Source organism: Lacticaseibacillus zeae DSM 20178 = KCTC 3804, assembly GCF_000260435.1.
GTDB classification, from domain to species: Bacteria; Bacillota; Bacilli; order Lactobacillales; family Lactobacillaceae; genus Lacticaseibacillus; species Lacticaseibacillus zeae.
The window spans coordinates 25,789-44,424 of sequence record NZ_BACQ01000026.1; the positions used below are offsets into that span (position 1 = coordinate 25,789).

An 18,636-nucleotide genomic window follows, 5' to 3' on the forward strand; every position below is an offset into this window, starting at 1 on the left:
GCACTCGCAGTTTTCGAAGTGAATTTAAAATCTGTTTGAAAGCTCTTCGTAGCCATGACTAACATCCCTTTCAATCTCATACTAAGCAACATTCTTACTCGATTTCAGTATTACTGGAGATCACCCAAATGTCAATAAAAACACTCTTAACCTAAAAAAATGGAGGCGAGCTAATGACACATAAGACGCACCGTGCGTTTGGCTGCTATGGGATTGCAACCATTGATCAGCACTTGATCGTCATTCGTAAAAATGGCGGTCCTTACATCCACCGCTTTGATCTTCCCGGCGGCAGCTTAGACGGCCCTTAGCCGCTTGAGCATGATGTTTTGCGAGAGTTTAACGAAGAAACAGGACTCACCGCCACGATTGATCGTCAGTTGGGCGCTACCAGTTTTGTTTATCCTTGGCAGTATGAGCACTGGACCATTAATCAACATATCTGCGTTTTCTACACACTCACGATCACTGGTGGTCAATTAGCTAAAACCGTACCGCAATTCATCGGTCAGGATTCGCTAGGCGCACAAGCCATCCCACTGGAAAAATTAACTTGGGAGAACGCCTCGCCGCTGGTCATGTTTGCAAAAAGTTTCTTACAAACCGGCCAAGCAGATTTAACCACTAAAACATTTCGTGAATGGACCGTGTTAAAGGAGGGCTCTGATTCATGAAGCAATTAACGGAACAGTTAGCACAGGCAGTCGTGCGGCCGCGGCAACGCAATACTTACAAAGGTAGTTTTGGCAAAATCCTTATTGTCGGTGGCAACGCACAGTTCGGTGGTGCCGCCATCATGAGTGCCAGTGCGGCGGTTTATGCCGGCGCCGGATTGGTCAGTGTGGCGACTGATCCAGTCAACCGCAGCGCCTTGCACGCCCGCTTGCCTGAAGCCATGATTCTCGATGCTGCCTCGTCTGCCCTCGAAACGGCTATTCGTCAAGCCACGGTAATTGTCATTGGGCCGGGATTGGGAACCGATAACGCTGCCTTGGCGATTTTAAAGCGAGTCTTTACGGCAATTGAGCAGACGCAGGTTCTAATTATTGATGGTTCTGCCATTACCCTTGTGGCCGCTCATCATCTCGACTACCCGAACGCGCAGCTCATTTGGACACCGCACCAGGTCGAATGGCAGCGGTTGTCTGGCCTTGCACTTTCCGAGCAAACTGTCACCGCCAGTCAACAGGCAGCCAGCCTCATCCCTGGCATCATTGTTGCTAAAAGCTCCCAGACACATGTTTTCGTTGGCGAAGACGTTTACGAAAATATGGCCGGTGGTCCGGCAATGGCCACAGGCGGCTCTGGCGACACGCTAACTGGCATCATTGCTGCGTTTGCAGGTCAGTTTCAGCCACTGAAGCAAGCGGTGTTGGCAGCCGTATTCGTCCACTCACACGTCGCTGATATTGTCGCTATGAATAGCTACGTGGCATTACCTACGATGGTGATTCGGGAGCTGCCTGCCTATCTGAAACAATTGTCCGAATCTTAAAAAGCTTGCCAACCAGTTCCGGGCATTTCCTTCATATAATTAGGCAAGTCAGACTAAAAGCGGCGGCAAGAGCAGATTTTTCCACTCTTGCCGCCGCTTTTTATTAACGCCAGCCTATTTGGTACGCAGAACGCACCAAAACAATCTAGCCGCTATTGGGATATCTGTGCCAACTGTGCCCGTTCTTCATCTGTCAACGCGCGATAGTCGCCAGCGGCCATATTTTCCGGTAAACGCAGCGGTCCCATCGCGATGCGGGTCAAGGCAACCACCTCGTTGTCGACCGCCAACAACATACGCTTGATTTGATGATACTTACCTTCCGTGATCGTCATTTGAATCACTTTATTGTTAGTTGCCGGCACCACCGTTACTTCTGCCGGGGCTGTTGTAAAATCTTCTAAAACAATGCCTTGCTCCAACTGACGCTTCATGTCGTCAGTGAGCGCTTTTGCCAGTGTAGCCGTATAAGTTTTGGCAACGTGATGATTCGGTGCCAAAAGTCGGTGTCCTAAATTGCCATCGGTGGTCAGCAGTAACAATCCGGTCGTGTCTTTATCCAATCGCCCAACCGGATATAAACCAGGCCGGTAGTCATGCGGCCGAATCAAATCCAGAACAGTCGGTTGCACCGGATCCTCGGTCGCCGTAATGACCCCTGCCGGCTTATTCATCAAATAGTCGACTTCAAGCGGTCCATCTGCTTGCGCATCATTCACTTCCACTGCGACGCCCGGTAAAATATTGTAACCCGGATCTGTCACAAGTTCGCCGGCAACTCGAACGCGTTTATCACGAATGAGCGCCTTGACTTCTTTTCGACTACCAAATTGCAAATGACTTAAATACTTATCTAATCGCATAACATCACCGAATGTGAAAGATTTCGCGTAACCGACTGACTCGTTCGCCAATAATCATGTCTGCCAAGCGCGTTTTTAAAATTAAATAACCATAAATCAATACCCCGACACCAACCGCTACCAACAAAACCAAAGCAGCGCCAAACTGGCTTTGCGGGTTAATGATCATACCGGAAAAATTCACGATCAGGTAACAAACGGCGCACATGATCAATGAAAACGCCAGAATACCGATACCGCGGCGAATCGTTTGACGCACGTGAATATTGTACATCCGATTCGTTGAATACAGCATCAACAGGCTTGATACCGTCATGCCAAGCATCGTTGCGATAATCGGCCCATAGACATCGAAAAAGAAAATCATCGGCCACTGCGCGATAACTTTGACCGCCATCCCCACTAACATTTCCTGAATCGCCAGACGATTGTTGAACAGGCCCTGAAGAATCGCAGCTAACACCGTAAATAGGCCCAGTAAAATTGCTAAAATTGATGACCACTGTAATAGCCTGATGCCCAACCAATCCATATCACGATAAAACAAAACATACAAAGGACGCGCAACTGCCACCATCCCAAAGGCTGAAGGAATCATTACAATAAAGAACAGCTGTAAGGTGTTCGTAATTTGCCGCGCCAACCCCGCAACATCACCACGCGTTTTGGCACCGGCCAGCAAGGGCACAACGGTAATGGCCATGGCAACCGCCAAGCTAACAATAATCATAATCAACTTATTCGCATTACCGGCAAATAAGGCGTAGAACCGATCCAGTTGGTCCTCACTTACGCGATAAAAAGCCTTCATCATCGGGTTAAACGTATATTGATCGATGATGTAGTAAATGTTAATCGTCGAATCCATGATGATGAATGGAATTGCCTGACGCACCACATCCAACAAAATCTCGTTGACGCTGATGTTCAGAGCCTGTTTACTTTGCGCCTCTAACGCATCTAAGCGCGGCTTTTGCTGAACAAAATACACAACCAATAGACCGAGTCCAAAAGCTGCGCCAATAAACGCCGCAAACGTTGAATGAACCACCGCATCTAAGTAATGATGATTGCCGGCAACCATAATCGCATACGTCATCACCAGCATGTACAAAATTCGGGCGACCTGTTCAACAAACTGGCTGATCGCGCTTGGTGCCATTTCATTGTACCCTTGGAAAAAGCCGCGAATCAGACTCAACGATGGGATTAGCAGCAATGGCCACGCCAACGACCGGAAAACCGGGATCATCCGCGCATCCCCTGCCGCTAATAACGGTGCCAAAAGCCACATCGCACCGCAAGACAAAACACCCATAAGAAGCATGGCGATTGTCCCATGATAAAAGAGCCGCATGCCCGTTTTATACTCGCCCATCGCGTTGTACCGGGCAACTTGCTTGGAAACCGCCCCTGGAACACCCGCGGTTGAAATAATCAAAAACAGACTATAAATCTGATAGCCCTTGGTAAATAAGGCATTTGCCGTTAGAAAAGCTGCACCGAGCCAAATACGCCACGGAATGACATAGATGGCTCCTAAAATCCGCGAAAAAACACTGCCGGCAGTCATCCACGCCGAACCGCGGATCATTTTTTCCTTGTCTGAACGCGGCGGCTGATTACCGCTGCCCAGCAAATTTTCCATGATAAGCTCCTGTCGTGTTGCGTAATCCTTTATATTTTAGGCAATCCACGCCTCACTTGCAATCTTTCCCGGATTTCTTTGGTGAATCAAAAGAAAACTTTGATAATTCTGGATAAGGCAATTATTAATATGATACCACGCCAAAGGAGGTTTAAAGACCGACTTGGCGTAATATTCTGGAATGACGGGCTTTGTTTGGGGGGGTTAACTTGTGTTTATAGTTGTTAGGGGGCTGGTTGATGCTCGCCATAACGCGCTCGCCAGCGCAGAAGCCTGCGTGTAAGGACCTTGGGTGCAATGGCCTAAGCCCGGGCCATCACGCCCAAGGCCACTTACACTCCGGCTTCTAACCGCGCTGACTCGCCCTCAAAAAAAATCAGTCCCATCGACCCTCTCAGTCTTTGGCACCGATTTTGTTTTGCTGGAACCTAACGTTGAATGGTTGTCGTAAGATCTTGACGTCACGGATCTTCAATAACTCGCAATATCATCTCATTACTTGGCCACGATGTTGATGATTTTTCTTGGAACCACGATGATCTTTTTAATGTCCTTACCAGCCGTGAACTTCTGGACATTTTCATTGGCTAGTGCGGCTTGTTTGATGTCATCGTCGGATTCGTTAACATTGGCAGTGATGGAGCCGCGGAGTTTGCCGTTGACTTGGACCATCATGTCGTACGTATCGGTCTTGAGCTTGCTTTCATCGTAAGTCGGCCATGGCGCATATGTCAGGCTGTGATCGTGGCCAAGTCGTGACCAGATTTCTTCCATCAAATGCGGGGCGATCGGCGCGAGCATTTTGACAAAGCCTTCGACATACTCTAACGGCAAATCGTCGTCTTTGCGTGCGGAATTGATGAAGACCATCATCTGAGAAATTGCCGTGTTAAAATGCAAGGCTTCGTAGTCTTCGGTTACCTTTTTAACGGTTTCATTATAAACCTTGTCCAAACGGCCGTCGTTGATGGTTGTGATGCGATCACGCAGTTTGCCTTCGTCATCGATAAAGGCACTCCAGACGCGATCCAGGAACTTGCGCGCACCGGCCAAGCCCTTTGTGGACCACGCGATACCGGCATCAAGTGGGCCCATGAACATTTCATAAAGCCGCAATGTATCGGCGCCGTATTCGTCAACCACATCGTCAGGGTTGACAACATTACCCTTGGATTTACTCATTTTTTCATGATTATCACCCAGAATCATACCTTGGTTGTACAGGCGCTGGAATGGCTCTTTATTCGGAATCGCGCCGATATCATAAAGGAACAGGTTCCAGAAGCGCGCGTACAAAAGATGCAGGACCGCGTGTTCAGCGCCGCCAATATAAAGGTCAACCGGCATCCACTGCTTGAGCTTGTCGTAATCGGCAAGTGCTTCTTTATTGTGCGGATCGACAAAGCGCAGGAAATACCATGAAGAACCAGCCCATTGCGGCATCGTGTTGGTTTCTCGCTTACCTTTGCGCCCGTTCTTGTCGACAACATTGACCCAATCCGTCAAGTTGGCCAATGGGCTTTCACCGGTTCCGCTCGGCTTGATATCGACTTCTTCAGGCAGTACCAGCGGCAGTTCATCTTCCGGTACCAGTGTGGTTTCGCCGTCTTCCCAATGAATCACCGGAATCGGCTCGCCCCAATACCGTTGACGGGAAAAGACCCAGTCACGCAACTTATAATTGACTTTGGCGTGACCAATGCCTTTATCTTCCAGCCAGCTGATCATCCGATCGATAGCGTCCTGCTCGTTTAAACTATCCAAAAATTCGGAATTGATGTGGACCCCATCGCCAGTGTAAGCCGCTTCATCAATGTTACCGCCTTCAATGACCGGCTTAATTTCGATGCCAAACTTTTTGGCGAAAGCATAGTCACGATCATCATGTGCCGGTACTGCCATGATCGCCCCAGTGCCATAGGTTGCCAAGACATAATCCGAGATCCAGATTGGCAGTTTCTCGCCGTTCACCGGATTCGTAGCATAAGCGCCGGTCCAGACGCCGGTTTTCTCTTTATCCAGCGCGGTCCGATCCAGATCGGATTTACGTGCGGCTTCTTCAACATAGGCATCGACAACTGCCTGCTGCTCCGGTGTTGTAATTTTTTCAACCAATTCGTGTTCAGGTGCCATCACCACATAGGTAGCGCCAAAAAGTGTGTCCGGACGCGTCGTGAACACGTCGAATTTTTCCTGACTGTCAGTGACTGCAAAGGTAATCTGCGCACCGGTGGATTTACCAATCCAGTTGCGTTGCATCTGTTTGATCGATTCCGGCCAGTCTAGGTCATCGAGATCGGCAAGCAGTTTATCCGCATACGCCGTAATCTTCAGCATCCACTGCCGCATTGGTTTGCGAATGACCGGAAAGCCGCCGCGTTCGGTTTTACCATCGATAACTTCTTCGTTAGCCACAACGGTTCCTAAATCCGGGCTCCAGTTAACCGGCACTTCTGCTTCATAGGCCAACCCATGTTTATACAACTGTTCAAAAATCCATTGCGTCCACTTGTAGTAATTTGGATCTGTCGTATTGATTTCGCGATTCCAGTCGTATGAAAAGCCAAGACTATTAATTTGACGCTTAAATGTTTCAATGTTTTGCTTGGTGAAGGTACGCGGATTGTGTCCGGTATTCAAGGCATATTGCTCAGCCGGCAAACCGAATGCGTCCCAGCCCATCGGATGCAACACGTTGAAGCCCTGCATCCGTTTCATCCGCGCAACAATATCCGTTGCCGTATACCCTTCTGGATGTCCAACGTGCAGGCCTTGACCTGACGGATATGGGAACATGTCTAACGCATAAAAATTCGGTTTTTTCGGATCAGTCGTGGTATTAAACTCGTTATGTTCTGCCCAATAACGTTGCCACTTCTTATCGATCTTATGATGATCATATGCCATTTCTTTACCTCCTGATTATTTTGTGAGCGTGAACCGGCGCGCTTAGGGGTCGGAGTGTAAGCGGCCTTGGACGTGATGGCCCGAACTTAGGCCATTGCGACCAAGGTCCTTACACGCAGACTCCTGCGCCGGTGAACGCGTTATAACGTGAACTGGTTCACGTATTTTTCAAACAAAAAACCGCCCTATCTTCATTAGGACGGCTCAGCCGCGGTACCACCTAAGTTCTGTTTGCACAGCGCTCGAAGGAGATAACGGTCCGACCGGCTACGATTACTGGCTTCACCGCAGCAACTTCAAAGGCCAGTTCAGTCTTAGCATCGTCAGGCTCGCACCACCGCCTGCTCTCTGATCCCCGCATCGACTTACTACTCCTTTGTTCGTTTGATGATTGCGTCAATCATAGCAAAAACCTTAGATGTGTTCAATGGTCTTTATGCTATTCTGTTCATATTAGTCATTTTCTTCGCGCATTCATCACAATTTATAGCGCTTAATTTTGGGGAGGTTTGTTTTGTTACATCGTCGTTCACTACCGCTCTGTCTTTCAGGAGCTGCATTGATCATTTTTATCACCCTATTGGTCGGCATTGTCACCGACGCCAATTGGATTCATACGGTCGATCAGCAAGTCATCGCTTTTGTAACCCATTTTCATGCAGCAACGCTTAAACCGCTGCTTCTCATCATTACCGAGTTAGGAAACCCGAGCATTTTAGTAGTTTTAACCATGTTGCTGGCAGCAGCGCTTTTACTTTGTCGTTATCGGACTGCTGCCGTGTTTACAGCGAGCGTTGGCGCCATCATGGGGGTGCTCAATGTCAGCATCAAATATCTGATCCAACGGCCGCGGCCGTTCATCGCGGATCCGCAAAATTCGCGCCTTAGTCAAAGCTAGCGGCTTTAGCTTTCCCAGCGGACATTCCAGCGGCACCATGATGTTTTATGGCACCATCATTCTTTTGGCGTGGTCATTGTTTAAACATACGACTAGCAAATGGTTGATCACGATTCTGGCAGTCCTGATGATCGGTCTGACCGGTTATTCACGTATCTTTGTCCGGGTCCATTATCCGACTGATGTCTTTGCCGGCTTTTCGTTGGGATTCGCCTTGTTAATGCTGAGTTGGTGGTTTTTCAGCCCGTATTTGTCTCGCCAGCATCAACGTAAGCAAAAAGCAGATCGCTGAGTAAAACTCGCCATCTGCTATTTTAATATCATAAGTTGACTGTGGTTGCCTGCATCGATGCACCACATATTGTCACTACCTATTTGTGTTGTTGCACATCCTGCACGGCTTGTTGAATCAGCTCTTGTTGCACGGCTTTTTGTGCCTGCTTCATTAGCGCGGTCTGATCGGTCGCCAACTTAGGATCGGCTTTGACCAGTTCCGCTGCTTTAGCTTTTACCTTCGTCGCCAACGCGGCTTTTTGCTGCGCAGTTGGGTGCTGCAATGCTTTTAACTTGCTGCTAAGTTGTTTAGCCTGCGTCGTGGTCAGAACGAACCAGCTTTTGGGAATGGCGAGCTGGTTATGCTGAGAAACAAATTGGCCGGCGCCTTCATGATTAAATAAGGCGCCATAAAAGCCATTTTGATATTCCCAGCGAGTCGTTTTGCTGGTTAACGAAGCGGTCGGATCAGACGTTCTGGAAACTTTATTATACACAGCTAGGTCGGCTTTGGTATGCACGGCCTTTTTCTTAGGATCCGTTTTGTAAATATAAACGGCGTGCTTACCGGCAGTTCCCACGGTTTGCTTCAAAAGCATCGGCATTTGCGCATTAGGTGATGCGGTATAAATGGTCTGCTCGTCGGTTGTTGTCCGCTTAACCATTCCAAAATGGGCATTATCATTCAGCGTGATGAGCAACAAACTGCCCACGACGCCAATACCAAACACGATGATCAATGCGGTGCGTTTAAGCGAACGGTGCATCATGATGAAACTAAGATAAAGGCCAACGACCATCAACCCTAAAAACCAAAGAATCATGCCTTCACCTTCTTTTCATCTTTAATCGTCACTTCTTGCGACATGGCATGACTATTCAGGAAGAATGTCAGAATCCAGCCGACAAGACTAAACCCGACTGCCAGTAAAAAGGCTGCGTGGTATCCATTGAGGGTGGCATTGAAAAAGTCTTGCTTATACTGCAACGGATTGCTTTTTACCAAGCTGGCTGCCGGTTTGGCGAGATTGGTGACGTTTGACAAGACTGAGATCAAAACCGCCGTCGTCATCGAAGTCGCAACCTGCCGGACCGTGTTATTGACCGCCGTCCCGTGGCGAATCATGTCAGGCGTCAACGCATTCATCCCATTGGTCGTCAATGGCATCATGACCATTGAAATTCCAAACATCCGCACGGCATAAATCACCGTAATGAAAATTGACGGGGTGTTTGTCGTCAAGAAGAAATATGGTAGCGTTGCAATCGTCAGAAGAAAAAGTCCTAATTGCGCCAACCGTTTGGCACCAATGCGGTCGAATACCTGGCCAGTGACCGGGCTCATGACAGCAATTAAAAGTGCCCCCGGTAACAGTGTCAAGCCAGATTCCAGCGCACTTTTACCATGAATAATCTGTAAATACAACGGCAGGATCATTTCAACGCCAACCATCGCCATGTTGGCAATCGTACCCAAAACGGTTGACAGCGCAAAGATTTTACTCTTAAACACCCGCAATTCGACAAATGGTTCTTTTAAATGCAACTGCCGATAGCCAAAAATCACGATGAAAATAAGTCCCACGGCAATTGAACCAAGCACCATCGGATCACCCCAGCCATCGTTTCCGACTTCGGAGAATCCGTACAGCAAGGCACCAAAACCAATGGAGGATTCGATCAGTGACGGCACGTCCAATTTGGGATTCGACAGTGGCAAAACATTCTTGAAAAAGAACAACGCTGCGATGAGGACCAAACCGGCAATCGGAAGAATCATCCCGAACAAAACCCGCCAGCCGAAATTGTCAATGACATATCCGGAAAGGGTCGGCCCGATCGCTGGCGCAACGCCGATGGCAATGCCGGCCATCCCCATGGCGGCCCCGCGACGATTTGGTGGAAAAATCGACATCATAATATTTTGCAATAATGGCATCGTGATCCCGACACCCAGAGCCTGAATCAAGCGACCCGCCAATAAGACCGCAAAACTATTGGCAATAAAGGCGACCAGTGTGCCAACAAAGAACGTTCCCATGGCACTCATATATAACCATTTGGAAGGCACCTTCGCGCTCAAGTAGGCCGAAACCGGGATCATAATCCCATTGACCAACATAAAGCCAGTCGACAACCACTGCACCGTTGCGGTCGAAATGTCGAAGGCTTTCATCAACGTCGGAAACGCAGTGGAAAGAATCGTCTGGTTCAGTACTGTAATAAACGTCCCGACAATGAGCGTGATGACCATCATAGGGACGTTGACCTGCTTCCCATTGATATCTTTAACGTCCATAACTTCGCCTGATTTCTTTATAATGTTTCGCGCTTTTTATATCACATAATGTAATATTGACAAGATAAAATATTACAATTAAACTGATTAGTTGTCAAGGCAAAGGAGGCAGACCAGGCCATGGGACTTTTCAATGAACGATTACGCTCACTCGATATTTCGCTAGGTATCGGCGAAACCAGCCGAGTTACCGGGGCCACCCCGACCCAAATCCGCTATTGGGAAAAAAAGCATCTGATCCAGTCACATCGCCATGAAGCAAATGGCAACAAGCGTTATTCGCTGTCTAATATTGCGCTGATCGTTATGATCAAAACCATGCTGGATGAAGGCTACACCTTAGCCAAGGCTAGTGAAGAAATCGAAAAGTCACACCAAAAAGCCGATATGCTTCACGTCCTCATGAGCACCCGTTTGCAAGGCATTCAGTATGACGATCATCAAACTTTTTTAAATTTTGGCCCACTGGAAAATGACCCTAGTTTTGATGTCATTGCCGTGGTTCAGGAAAACACGGCCAAGCTGTATAAAAAAGCCATCCAGCCACCTATGCCACCGCATCAAGGTTCGCTTCCCGAAAATAAAGATGATACAGGTAGGTCAACTTTATAAGTCCGCGGTGGCAGAACTGGTATCAGCAACCATTTTCAGACAAAAACGATCCTCGAGAGCAATACAAAATTTGCTTGTTCTCGAGGATCGTTTTTTTTACTTTGTCATATAGCGCATTGGCCGGCTTTTACCATCTCGCAAGCTCAGATTCTTTTACCAAGGATTCAAGCTTCCTCATCAGTTTCCTGAGTTGCTTCTTTTGATAGAACTTTTTTTGCTTCGAAGTGGTTCGCTATCAGTGCCAGCGCAACGATCACAATGGAGAAGAAATAGATATTGTGGAGTCCTTCATAGAGAATCTGGCGAAGTGTCGGTAAAACGGTGGCAGGTAAATTCTGCGCCGTATGCGGATTGATGAGTTCATTAAGCATGTTGCTATTTAATCGGCCATCAGCCGCAACGCCTTGTGTCAGTCGTAAGTTGAGAACAATGCCATAAATCGACACCATCAATGTCTGCCCCAACGTCCGTGATAACGTGTTAAAGCTCGTTGCAACTCCTACCTGATCAGGCGCAACAATGGCCTGAGCCGTCACAGTCGTAATCGTAATCACCAAGCCAAAACCAAATCCAAGACTGCCAGCTATCAGCAAGAAGACAAAATAAGGCGTTGATTGCGGGACAAGCGCCAAAATGAGACTACCGCCAAGTAACCAAATCATGGCACCGGTCAGGATCGGCTTAGGCTGGAAGCGGCCAAGCAGCTTGCCGGCAACAAAGGAACCGACAACCCACATTAACGAGCTTGGGGTCACGGCAAAACCACCGAGGGAAGCATCCATTCCCAGAATGCCTTGAATCCACATCGGCATATACACTTCAAAACCAATCACGAATCCTGAAATCAGCGCCGCAATCAAATTGTGAACGACAAACGTGCGGTTCTCAAACAACTTAAGGTCGATAATCGGATCAACCGCATGTTTTTCCGCTTGCCAGAACCGCCAAAAGCCAAAAGCCGCCACAATGGCCATGCCGGCAATTTGCCAAAGTGCGTTAGGTTCGGCAAGCGCCTGAAAACCGTACATCAGCGCCAGCAAGGCAATCAGTAACCAGGCGGTTCCGCGAACATCCAACGGCTGCCGCACCTGACGCCGATCTTCTTGCAAAAAGAACCAAACAATGCCGAACGTCAGCAAGCCCAGTGGCACATTGATGAAGAAAATCCAGTGCCAACTCAACTGGTCAACAATAAACCCGCCAAGCAACGGGGCAATCACCGAAGCAATTCCCCACATTGACCCGTTAAAGCCCAGCATTTTGGCCCGTTTTTCAAATGGATAAATGTCCGCAATGATCGTGAAAGTCACCGGCATAATGGCCCCGGCACCAATACCCTGGATCGCCCGGAAGATGATCAACATGATCATTGACTGCGATAAGCCAGATAATAACGAGCCGATGACAAAAATCGTCAGGCCAATTAAGAAGACTGGTTTACGGCCGATTTTGTCACTTAATTTACCATAAATCGGCGTCGCCATGGCGTTGGTCAACAGAAAAATCGAAAAGACCCAGTTCATGAGATGTACACCATGCAGGCTGCCGATAATCGTTGGCATCGCGGTCGAAACGATCGTACCTTCAATGGCGGTCATAAACGTGCCAATAAAAATGGCTGTGGTAACAAGTGCAACATTTGTTTTTCTTTGCTTCATAACTACCTCTCTAAAGTGGTGATGCGATGTTGATGGTCGAGCAGCAGCGGTGACGTGTGGGGGGCCGTTTGCTAGCGTGGAAGTCTGTAGTTTAAAGAATCAACCCCTTACTTTCACTCTCCATAACGCGTTCGCCGGCGCAGAAGCTTGCGTGTAAGGACCTTGGTCGCGATGGCCTAAACCCGGGCCATCACGCCCAAGGCCACTTACACTCCGGTTTCTGACCGTGCTGGCTCGCACTCACTCCATAACGCGCTCCCCGGCGCAGAAACCTGCACATAAGGACCTTGAGCCTAAATGGCCAAAGCCCAGCCATTTAGGCTCAAGGCCACTTATGCTCCGGTTTCTAACCGCGCCGGCTCGCGCTCACACAAAAAGACGACCCAACCGGTTTTTCCCGGCTGTGGCCGCCTCTTTTCTCGCTAATCTCGGTACTTGAGAAGTGCTTGCACCTTGTCGAGGTGTTCCCAAGGAAGATCAACATCTGTACGTCCAAAATGACCGTAAGCCGCCGTTTGTTCGTAAATCGGCCGCTTGAGGTCTAACATTTTAATAATTCCGGCGGGCCGTAAGTCAAAGTTCTCACGGATCGCCTGTTCAATCAGTTGTTCGGAAATGGCGTTGGTGCCAAAGGTGTTGACGGATACCGACACCGGCTTGGCAACGCCGATCGCGTAAGCCAGTTGGACTTCAACGCGCTTGGCCAAACCAGCTGCTACAATGTTCTTAGCAATATAGCGAGCGGCATAACTGGCGGAACGATCAACCTTAGTCGCATCTTTACCGGAAAAGGCGCCGCCGCCATGCCGGGCAAACCCGCCATAGGTATCGACGATAATCTTGCGTCCAGTCAAGCCGGAATCGGCCTGGGGACCGCCTAAGACAAACCGGCCAGTCGGATTGACATAGATTTTCGTGTCATCGTCCATCATGTCAGCCGGAATGATTTTGCGAATAATTTTGGCCTCCACATCACGCCGGATTTCTTCAAGGGTGACGTCAGGGTCATGTTGAACGGACACGACGACCGAGTCAACGCGAATCGGTTGTTCGTTGTCATCATATTCGACCGTGACCTGGGCTTTGGCATCCGGGCGCAAATAACTGATTTCGCCATTATGCCGCAATTTATCGGTCCGCCGCATTAACGCATGGGCTAATGAAATTGGTAAAGGCATGTAAGTATCGGTTTCATCAATCGCAAACCCAAACATCATCCCTTGATCACCGGCACCGATCTTGTCTAAAGGATCGGTATCAGATTCACGGGCTTCAAGGCTTTCATCCACACCTTGAGCAATGTCCGGGCTTTGCTCGTCCAATGCCACTAAAACACCGACACTGTCAGGATCAAAACCGGATTCTTTCGTATACCCGATTTTCTTGATTGTGCCGCGGACAACGGATTGAATGTCGACATAGGCATTCGTCGAAATCTCGCCAACAACCAAAACTAAACCAGTCGTCACGGTTGTTTCACACGCAACTCGGGAATCGGGATCTTTTTCTAGCATCGCATCCAGGATGGCATCGCTAATCTGGTCAGCAATTTTATCCGGATGCCCTTCTGAAACAGATTCAGAAGTAAATAAATGGCGTTCTTGCATCGTTTGTTTCCCCCTCATGATTTTCGGTTACAAGGCATGTTCGCTAACGGATAACGAACCCCATCGGGAATGTTTTGCAACTATAGTAGCATAACATAATATTTGTAAAATTTCCGAAAATCTTTGTCTATGTCACGAGGGTTCTGTAAAATGAAATTGTTACGGAAAGGACATTCATATTGAAAAAGTTCAATCAAAATGCTTATGCAGCAGCTTTTATTGGCCAGGTACTTGCTTACCCATTCTTAATTGCCACCGGATTGCAAATCAGTTGGAACTTCCAGCTGATCGCACTTTTACTTATGACACTCTGTCTCGCCGGCACGGGGCTTGTGAAACGCTACGACCTGATGCTGCTGTTAGCTGCCATCATGGGGATTCTCGGTGCCATCAACCAATGGCTGTTACTACCGCTAATTGCGGTGCAACTCGTGATCACGTTACTTTTACGAACGCAGAAAATGCCCTCCCAATGGATGAATACCGTGATCTTCGGCCAAGCACTTTTAGCGCAGGTCATCATCATATATGCCTGCCTACACTTCTTCAATCGGACGATGTTATTGGATTTAGCGCTTCTTTATTTACCTGCGCTCATTGGATTGTGGGCCGACCACCTGCCAAAATGGGCTGACTTAATCCTACTACTGGTCGTCGGGGCTATCGGTTATTTCCAACAGCGCATGAACCTAATTGCGATTGCTGGTATGTTGGTTGTAGCGCTCGCCATCAGCAGTCGTCGATCCTTTAAGTTACCGGCTTACAGCTATCAATTCAGTCCTCTTATAATGGCGTTACTTCTTTACTTAACCCGGTTGCATGGCTAGTAGCATTTCAGTTGTTCGTCTCTAAATACGTCAATTCAGACCCGCGACGATGGTTGTTGCGGGCTTTTTGTGTCGAAAATCAGCCTAAATTACGCTTTCCCAGTTAGAATGCTGGGCATCAGTTTGTTTTTCTATAGTACGCTCCCTCCCAGTCGCAGAAAAAGCGTCAGCTCCTATTTCGGGGGCTGACGCTTCACTTAATTGAATGCTGCAGGCATTTTTAGATTGACAATTGGCAGTTTATCAGCAAATCAATGTTGGCATTAGCCCATAGCTTTTGATTAGTTCAGGCCGTATGCCAGCGTCCATGTCAGGCTTGCTTCATAGATACCGTTTTGAACAACTGCGGTCTTAGGTAGCACCAGCTTGATATTTTTCTTGTCCCAAGCAAAGACGTTCGCGCCTTCACCTTGTTCAGGTGCGGCATAGGCAACTTGATGACTTGTATCGTTCGTGCCTAAATTCAACGTTGTGGTCTTGGCGATGTCAGCCACCGGTGTCAACGGGCCTACAGGGGTGAAGCCATCATCCTGCACTTCGTTGGTCAAGGCATAGACGCTGCCGGTTTGGCCATAAGCCGTGTTGGTGAAGGTCAAAGTTGCATCATCAATGGTTTTACCGGTGTCCCCGCCGTTATCGTTTTTCAGTGTCAACGGAGAATCAGCTTTGACATTAAGCGTCCAGGAACCGGCCTTGCTGTCAGTTTTGCCACTTGCATCGAGCTTATTCTCTGCATCGGTCCGCGTGGTTTGCTTGTCAACAACGGTGGTCCAAACTTTCCCCTTAACGGCAGACAGAGCCTTATCATCGGTGTTTAAAATCGCGGTGAGGTTCGTGTCGCCGCTCTTGTAGTTAGGATACCGGTTGTTCGTTGCATTTCCGGCGTTGATCCCGTCGGCAGTGAAAACCGGATATTCAGAAACAAATGATTCGTGATTCCCGAAGTCGAGAATCTTTGGCACCATCTGTAGTCGCAGATAACCCGTGTTCCCAGATGGTGCCGTTTGCCCAAAGGAAATTCCTGCAGTTGTTTTGCCTTCTTGTGGTAGCGCCTGGCCACCGTTAACATTCGCGTTGCCGTCAACCGTTGCTGCCTGAACCGCACTCGGTGTTGCAAGCGCCAATCCCGAAAGAAGCAGCGCCCCAGTAGCAAGTGTACTGGTCATTTTTGTCACTTTAAACATGAAAACCCTCCTTAGTTATCTTCAATCCCAACATCGTTGCGAACGCCTTAGTGAATGCGTGATGATGAGATAAAACCATCCAAAACCTGTGTCCCCCAGCTAAATCAGTTAAAAGAGATTAACTGTTTTCCACGTATTGAAATCGTTATAAGTCTTAATCGTCAAACTCAGACAAATCACAAAAGCAATCAATAAAACGATCGTCAAGCCGATTAAGAACCATTTGACGCGACGATACGAAAAACGCGTGATCAATGCCTGCACCTGCATCACCTCCTTTGTTGCCCGTTGAAATTAGATTTCAGCCGATTTTTTGGCTTTACGGTGTTGACGCCAGCGGAAAAGGACAAAACCGATGATACCCAACACCACAATGCCGATCGCAACCTTCAGCAAATTCCATTTTTGTTGCGCCAGGCGAAATGCGGTGCGCGAACTGGCGATTAGTTTGCCATCACCGGTAATGCGCACATACTGAGTGATGGTCTTTAAATGCCGTCCCTGTTTAATTTCCGCAAGCAGTCGATATTGACCGGATACAGGTTTTTGCCCTTGAATATCGTGCGTCATCACAAACTGAGTCTGAGGCGCGATCCGTGACAACGGCTGCTGCATTTTAAGCGAGAAAAAGCGGCTGGAGGCATTGGTCAGTTGCACGGATGCCGTTGCGTCTTTTAAAAAATGGCGCTCTGGATTCAGAAACCGGTAACGCAACTGAAATCCGGATGATCTTTTGACTAAACTCGTCTGCTTTAGGCGCAGCGCCTCCAGACTTTGAAAATCACGTCCTTGATGCAAAACCAGCCCGATGGTGTAGGCAATACGCTGACGAACGTTGGCCGTGTCAGTAGGTGTCAGTGCGATTAGATGAATAGCCGACAGGTAAGTGCCTTTTGGCCGGGCCTTACTCGCTTTTAGGACAACCGGTACATCCTTTGTCTCGCCCGGTGCAAGCGTGATCTGCGCTGGCGTTTTGACTAGGTCACTTCCGGCAATGGTTAAATACTGCCGATTCACTTGTTTGGGTTTGACATACTGCACAACCCCGTTAGTTCCGGTTTGGGCGTCGAGAATCGATACCCCGACAGTTAAAGCTTTTGCACTGGCGTTATAGGCTTGTACGGTAATCGTTCGATCTTCGGTTTGCGGCAATTGAAGCTCATAATAGCCTGCCGCTTTTTTAACCTGATTATCGTCGGGAATAACAGGCGCCACCATAAGCGTCTGTTGAGGGTTATTGACAGCAGCAACAGCTGTTTTTATCTGATAACCGCTAAATAACAAACACGCAAGTAACATCGCAATGAATGCCAATTGCTGGCAGCGTAATCGCCTTTTCATGACTTTGGCCTCAGTTTAAGCACCCATAATAATGCCCCTGAACTCGCTAGCAACAACACGCCGCTGCCGATGGTGGCATAGAGCCAGTGATTAACCGGCTTTTTTATTGCCCGTTCGTTAACGGTTTTGGCCTGCGAAGTCGTCACCTTCATGGTTTTCTTAAATGTCCAATTCACTGGAAAACGATTGTAGGTACTCAAGCCCTTTATCGTGGCTTTAATGTGATACGTTCCGGGCTTCATCTCGTCGTAACTCCAAGAGACAGGGAAAACCACTTTTGAATTTGGCGCAATCATGACGTTGCTGGCCTGGTAAGTGCGAACCTCGCCTTGATCGGCACCAATACTAACGTCGACTTTTGCCTGTGAGATGGCCATGGGTTCAACGTTACGCAGGGTCACTCCTAATGCCGGATGCTTTTGAAACAAGATCGGTTTGGTTTCATCGTATTTGACATCCGGGAAAACTTCATAGTTCTGTCCCCGCAAGACGACACCGACTGAATAAGCATAGTTCGAGCCGATCGCCGTGCTGCCTGATTTGCCTTTATCCACCCTTTCAATGAAATGCCAATCGCCATAAATCATACCGTCATAATTGTTCTTAGGCATAGTAATCGTGGCAGTGATAACCTTCATCTGCTTAGGCGCCAGTTTAATCGTGGCACTGCCGCGATCTAACGCTGCTACTGTTGTGAATGGATGTTTCAGACTCGGATCCAGGTCATTTGTCTTCGGTGTAAATTCGATTCCACCACCATCTTGCGTATAGGCATTGCGCAAGTCGCTGGCCACCGTAATATTTTTATCTGAAAAATTCTGAACCCGCATTTGAATGGTATGAGTGGAATCTTTTGGATAGACCAAGTCAAAATAATTTAACTGGGTATTGGTTTGGGCATCCGGCAAAACCGGTTGCACTTCAAAATCAGTCTTTTCACTTTCGTTTTCTGCTAACACGGGTTGTGGTACGGTTCCAAAAAACACAAGCCCCAAAATAAGCAGCATGCCGTACCACGACTTTT

14 protein-coding genes, 2 pseudogenes, 1 riboswitch and 1 other annotated feature are annotated in these 18,636 nt (G+C 48.2%); of the genes and pseudogenes, 5 read left to right on the forward strand and 11 right to left on the reverse strand.

Going from position 1 to position 18,636, the window contains the following annotated elements:
• Positions 1-173 precede the first annotated feature (173 nt).
• Both GSO_RS15565 and GSO_RS04685 read left to right on the forward strand, forming a co-directional pair.
• A pseudogene (locus tag GSO_RS15565) lies at positions 174-674 on the forward strand (NUDIX domain-containing protein).
• A complete protein-coding gene (locus GSO_RS04685; protein WP_010489542.1) occupies positions 671-1,495 on the forward strand; it encodes an NAD(P)H-hydrate dehydratase in 825 nt (274 codons plus the stop codon). Before GSO_RS15565 ends, GSO_RS04685 begins: the two are co-directional and overlap by 4 nt.
• A gap of 152 nt (positions 1,496-1,647) precedes the next feature.
• Here the strand turns inward: GSO_RS04685 and GSO_RS04690 are convergent, their stop codons facing one another.
• The 3 genes from GSO_RS04690 to leuS form a co-directional block, all read right to left on the reverse strand.
• Entirely contained in the window at positions 1,648-2,358 is a 711-nt protein-coding gene (locus tag GSO_RS04690; protein ID WP_010489543.1) for a pseudouridine synthase, read from the reverse strand.
• A gap of 4 nt (positions 2,359-2,362) precedes the next feature.
• Complete coding sequence (locus tag GSO_RS04695) at positions 2,363-4,006, reverse strand: putative polysaccharide biosynthesis protein (protein WP_010489544.1); 1,644 nt, start codon at positions 4,004-4,006, stop codon at positions 2,363-2,365.
• Positions 4,007-4,501: 495 nt separating this feature from the next.
• On the reverse strand, positions 4,502-6,913 hold the full coding sequence (gene leuS / locus GSO_RS04700; RefSeq protein ID WP_010489545.1) for a leucine--tRNA ligase: 2,412 nt from the start codon (positions 6,911-6,913) through the stop codon (positions 4,502-4,504).
• A gap of 192 nt (positions 6,914-7,105) precedes the next feature.
• Positions 7,106-7,299 (reverse strand) — a binding site (T-box leader).
• Positions 7,300-7,427: 128 nt separating this feature from the next.
• Here leuS and GSO_RS15570 point away from each other — a divergent pair.
• A pseudogene (locus GSO_RS15570) lies at positions 7,428-8,103 on the forward strand (phosphatase PAP2 family protein).
• 79 nt (positions 8,104-8,182) lie between these two features.
• On the opposite strand, the gene GSO_RS04715 reads toward GSO_RS15570, so the two are convergent.
• Positions 8,183-8,908 carry a DUF4811 domain-containing protein gene (locus tag GSO_RS04715; RefSeq protein WP_010489546.1) on the reverse strand — a complete coding sequence of 242 codons (726 nt, stop codon included), beginning with the start codon at positions 8,906-8,908 and terminating at the stop codon, positions 8,183-8,185.
• Entirely contained in the window at positions 8,905-10,383 is a 1,479-nt protein-coding gene (locus GSO_RS04720; RefSeq protein WP_010489547.1) for an MDR family MFS transporter, read from the reverse strand. Before GSO_RS04720 ends, GSO_RS04715 begins: the two co-directional genes overlap by 4 nt.
• Before the next feature lie 120 nt (positions 10,384-10,503).
• Here GSO_RS04720 and GSO_RS04725 point away from each other — a divergent pair, with 120 nt between their 5' ends.
• The gene (locus tag GSO_RS04725) at positions 10,504-10,995 is read left to right on the forward strand and encodes a MerR family transcriptional regulator (protein WP_010489548.1); all 492 of its coding nucleotides are present in this window, start codon (positions 10,504-10,506) and stop codon (positions 10,993-10,995) included.
• Between the two features lie 164 nt (positions 10,996-11,159).
• On the opposite strand, the gene GSO_RS04730 is transcribed toward GSO_RS04725, so the two are convergent.
• Both GSO_RS04730 and metK read right to left on the reverse strand, forming a co-directional pair.
• A complete protein-coding gene (locus GSO_RS04730; protein WP_010489551.1) occupies positions 11,160-12,653 on the reverse strand; it encodes an MDR family MFS transporter in 1,494 nt (497 codons plus the stop codon).
• Positions 12,654-13,075: 422 nt separating this feature from the next.
• Entirely contained in the window at positions 13,076-14,260 is a 1,185-nt protein-coding gene (gene metK, locus GSO_RS04735) for a methionine adenosyltransferase (RefSeq protein WP_010489553.1), read from the reverse strand.
• A riboswitch (SMK box riboswitch) is annotated at positions 14,258-14,345 on the reverse strand. (Overlaps the previous gene by 3 nt.)
• Positions 14,346-14,439: 94 nt before the next feature.
• Here metK and GSO_RS04740 point away from each other — a divergent pair.
• Positions 14,440-15,087, forward strand: a complete 648-nt coding sequence (locus GSO_RS04740; RefSeq protein WP_010489555.1) for a hypothetical protein — start codon at positions 14,440-14,442, stop codon at positions 15,085-15,087.
• Positions 15,088-15,368: 281 nt separating this feature from the next.
• On the opposite strand, the gene GSO_RS04745 is transcribed toward GSO_RS04740, so the two are convergent.
• The 4 genes from GSO_RS04745 to GSO_RS04760 form a co-directional block, all read right to left on the reverse strand.
• A complete protein-coding gene (locus GSO_RS04745) occupies positions 15,369-16,271 on the reverse strand; it encodes a WxL domain-containing protein (RefSeq protein WP_010489557.1) in 903 nt (300 codons plus the stop codon).
• A gap of 108 nt (positions 16,272-16,379) precedes the next feature.
• Entirely contained in the window at positions 16,380-16,535 is a 156-nt protein-coding gene (locus GSO_RS18105) for a hypothetical protein (protein ID WP_093997912.1), read from the reverse strand.
• 30 nt (positions 16,536-16,565) lie between these two features.
• The gene (locus GSO_RS04755) at positions 16,566-17,612 is read right to left on the reverse strand and encodes a DUF916 domain-containing protein (protein WP_010489562.1); all 1,047 of its coding nucleotides are present in this window, start codon (positions 17,610-17,612) and stop codon (positions 16,566-16,568) included.
• Positions 17,609-18,619 (reverse strand): WxLIP family cell surface protein, encoded by a 1,011-nt coding sequence (locus tag GSO_RS04760; protein ID WP_138117757.1) that lies wholly within the window; start codon positions 18,617-18,619, stop codon positions 17,609-17,611. The genes GSO_RS04755 and GSO_RS04760 overlap by 4 nt, the downstream gene beginning before the upstream one ends.
• Between the last annotated feature and the right edge of the window lie 17 nt (positions 18,620-18,636).